This is a genomic window from Streptomyces sp. NPDC059668, from assembly GCF_042734135.1.
Taxonomy (GTDB): domain Bacteria; phylum Actinomycetota; class Actinomycetes; order Streptomycetales; family Streptomycetaceae; genus Streptomyces.
Genome location: NZ_JBHWEL010000086.1, coordinates 1 through 2660, shown reverse-complemented (window position 1 = coordinate 2660; position 2660 = coordinate 1). Strand labels below are relative to the sequence as shown.

Genomic DNA, 2660 nt, shown 5'->3' with positions numbered 1-2660 from the left:
TCGGAGCCACCCCCGCCTACCCGCGGGGGGTCGCGTGCTTTGAGCGTGATATGGGGGCCAATAAAACAGCGGCGGGGCCGGGGGGGTGGGCCCCCCCCCCCCGTTCGGCTGTCGGCGGCTCAGGCGTCGACCTTCTCCATGACCTCGTCGCTGACGTCGAAGTTGGCGAAGACGTTCTGCACGTCGTCGCTGTCCTCGAGCGCGTCGATCAGCTTGAAGATCTTCCGGGCGCCCTCCTCGTCCAGCTCGACCTGCATGGTCGGGACGAAGTTGGCGTCGGCGGAGTCGTAGTCGATCCCGGCGTCCTGCAGGGCGGTGCGCACGGCGACCAGGTCGGTCGCCTCGGAGATGACCTCGTAGGACTCACCGAGGTCGTTGACCTCCTCGGCGCCCGCGTCGAGCACGGCACCCAGGACGTCGTCCTCGGTCAGCTCGCCCTTGGGGACGATGACGACGCCCTTGCGGTTGAAGAGGTACGAGACCGAACCCGGGTCGGCCATGTTGCCGCCGTTGCGGGTCATGGCGACGCGGACGTCCGAGGCGGCGCGGTTACGGTTGTCGGTGAGGCACTCGATGAGCACCGCGACACCGTTCGGGCCGTAGCCCTCGTACATGATCGTCTCGTAGTCGGCGCCACCGGCTTCGAGGCCGGCGCCGCGCTTGACCGCCGAGTCGATGTTCTTGTTCGGGACCGAGCTCTTCTTGGCCTTCTGGATGGCGTCGAAGAGCGTCGGGTTGCCGGACACGTCGGCGCCGCCCGTACGGGCCGCGACCTCGATGTTCTTGATCATCTTCGCGAAGAGCTTGCCGCGCTTGGCGTCGATCACGGCCTTCTTGTGCTTCGTCGTAGCCCATTTAGAGTGGCCGGACATCTGCCTGTCTCCTTCGCGTAACCCATCCTGTACGAACTCCCCCACACCTTAGGAGCCCGGGGGACCCCCAGATCCTACTAGGAGCCGGGTGTCCGGTTCGCGCGCACCATGTCGACGAACAGGCCGTGCACGCGGTGGTCCCCGGTCAGTTCCGGGTGGAACGAGGTGGCGAGCGCGTTGCCCTGGCGCACGGCGACGATGTGCCCCTCGTGCGTGGCCAGCACTTCGGCCTCCGCGCCCACGGACTCGACCCAGGGGGCGCGGATGAAGACGCCCTCCACGGGATCGCCCTCGACGCCCTCGACGGCGACCGCCGCTTCGAAGGACTCGTTCTGGCGTCCGAAGGCGTTGCGGCGGACGATCATGTCGATGCCGCCGACCGTCTCCTGCCCCGAACGCGGGTCGAGGATCTTGTCGGCGAGCATGATCATGCCGGCGCAGGTGCCGTACACGGGCATCCCCTCACGCACGCGCGCGCGAAGGGGCTCCATCATGCCGAAGAGGTGGGCCAGCTTGGAGATGGTGGTGGACTCGCCGCCGGGGATGACCAGGCCATCCACCTCGGCGAGTTCCTCGGGGCGCCGCACCGCCCTGGCCACGGCGTCGGCCGCGGCCAGGGCGATGAGGTGCTCCCGTACGTCGCCCTGGAGGGCCAGGACGCCTATGACGGGGGTGTTCATGGGTGGTCTGTCCTACCAGCCGCGGTTGGCGTAGCGCTCGGCCTCGGGGAGGGTGTCGCAGTTGATGCCGACCATGGCCTCGCCCAGGTTGCGGGACGCGTCCGCGATGATCTTCGGGTCGTCGTAGAAGGTGGTGGCCTTCACGATGGCGGCGGCGCGCTTGGCCGGGTCGCCGGACTTGAAGATGCCGGAGCCGACGAAGACACCCTCGGCGCCGAGCTGACGCATCAGCGCCGCGTCGGCCGGAGTGGCGACGCCGCCCGCGGAGAACAGCACCACCGGGAGCTTGCCGAGCTCGGCGACCTCCTTGACGATCTCGTACGGGGCGCGCAGTTCCTTGGCCGCGGCGTACAGCTCGTTGTTGTCGTAGCCGCGCAGCCTGGCGATCTCGTTCTTGATCTGACGCAGGTGGCGGACCGCCTCGACGACGTTGCCGGTGCCGGCCTCGCCCTTGGAGCGGATCATGGCGGCGCCCTCGGCGATGCGGCGCAGGGCCTCGCCCAGGTTGGTGGCACCGCAGACGAAGGGGGTGGTGAACGCCCACTTGTCGGAGTGGTTGACCTCGTCGGCCGGGGTGAGGACCTCGGACTCGTCGATGTAGTCGACGCCGAGGGACTGCAGGACCTGGGCCTCGACGAAGTGGCCGATGCGGGACTTGGCCATCACCGGGATCGAGACGGCCTCGATGATGCCCTCGATCATGTCCGGGTCGGACATCCGGGCCACGCCGCCGTCCTTGCGGATGTCGGCCGGGACCCGCTCCAGGGCCATGACGGCGACGGCGCCCGCGTCCTCGGCGATCTTCGCCTGTTCGGGGGTGACGACGTCCATGATCACGCCGCCCTTGAGCTGCTCGGCCATGCCGCGCTTCACTCGGGCGGTGCCGGTCGCCGCGTTGTCTTCGGGGCGGGCGGGGGTGGGGAGCGTGCTGGACACGGGTTGACCTCACTCGGTGAAAGAGGGTTTCTGCATGTCCGAGGAAACGGGAGTGGACCAGGCCACTGCAAGGGCCAATGGGGAGCCGGTGGCTCATTTTCCGCCCCCGCCGCCCCTACCCGTCCCATCCCTGGGGCTCCGCCCCAGACCCCGCCAAGGGGCTGCGCCCCCT

The 2660-nt window shown here is 69.0% G+C and carries 3 protein-coding genes; all 3 read right to left on the bottom strand.

Annotated features, from left to right (window positions below):
* Positions 1-119: 119 nt before the first annotated feature.
* Complete coding sequence (locus ACFV2J_RS36775) at positions 120-872, bottom strand: YebC/PmpR family DNA-binding transcriptional regulator (RefSeq protein ID WP_168527194.1); 753 nt, start codon at positions 870-872, stop codon at positions 120-122.
* A gap of 77 nt (positions 873-949) precedes the next feature.
* Positions 950-1552 carry a pyridoxal 5'-phosphate synthase glutaminase subunit PdxT gene (gene pdxT / locus ACFV2J_RS36770; protein WP_385090039.1) on the bottom strand — a complete coding sequence of 201 codons (603 nt, stop codon included), beginning with the start codon at positions 1550-1552 and terminating at the stop codon, positions 950-952.
* 12 nt (positions 1553-1564) lie between these two features.
* A complete protein-coding gene (pdxS, locus tag ACFV2J_RS36765) occupies positions 1565-2413 on the bottom strand; it encodes a pyridoxal 5'-phosphate synthase lyase subunit PdxS (RefSeq protein WP_351947684.1) in 849 nt (282 codons plus the stop codon).
* Positions 2414-2660: the final 247 nt, after the last annotated feature.

What these genes read in the sequence shown, in the direction of transcription:
- ACFV2J_RS36775 (WP_168527194.1), bottom strand. Translation starts at nt 872, where the DNA reads ATGTCCGGCCACTCTAAATGGGCTACGACGAAGCACAAGAAGGCCGTG.
- pdxT (WP_385090039.1), bottom strand. Translation starts at nt 1,552, where the DNA reads ATGAACACCCCCGTCATAGGCGTCCTGGCCCTCCAGGGCGACGTACGG.
- pdxS (WP_351947684.1), bottom strand. Translation starts at nt 2,413, where the DNA reads ATGGCCGAGCAGCTCAAGGGCGGCGTGATCATGGACGTCGTCACCCCC.